Here is a 434-nt window from a genome sequence, read left to right as displayed (position 1 = left end):
GTCCTATGTGTTCTGCACGGCCACGGTGGGCAATCCCGGCGAGCTGGCCGCGTCGCTCTCCGGCCTCGATCTGCTGCCCGGGCGCCAGCCGCCCGTGGTGGTGGACCAGTCCGGCGCGCCGCAGGGCGCACGGCATTATGTCTTCCTCGATCCCGACCAGAGCCCGGCCACGGCGGCCATCGATCTGTTGCGGGCCGCGCTGGCGCGCAAGCTGCGCACCATCGTCTATTGCCGTTCCCGCCGCATGACCGAGCTGGTCAGCCTGTGGGCCGGGAGCCTTTCCGGGCCGTGGGCGGGCCGCATCTCCGCCTATCGCGCGGGATTCCTGCCCGAGGAACGCCGCCAGATCGAGGCCCGCATGGCTTCGGGCGAGCTGCTGGCCGTGGTCAGCACCAGCGCCCTGGAACTGGGCATCGACATCGGCGGGCTGGATG

Annotated in this window: 1 protein-coding gene; it reads left to right on the top strand. The window is 71.4% G+C overall.

All coding sequences use genetic code 11. The features are described 5' to 3' along the window. The coding region (locus tag JWG43_RS18545; RefSeq protein WP_338033292.1) for a helicase-related protein at positions 1–434 on the top strand (434 nt) is incomplete at both ends.

Origin of the sequence: Desulfobulbus alkaliphilus (genome assembly GCF_016918545.1) — a bacterium.
In the GTDB taxonomy this organism is placed as follows: Bacteria; Desulfobacterota; Desulfobulbia; order Desulfobulbales; family Desulfobulbaceae; genus Desulfobulbus; species Desulfobulbus alkaliphilus.
The sequence above is the reverse complement of the archived record's forward strand: the minus strand, read 5'-3'. Positions and strand labels throughout refer to the sequence as shown.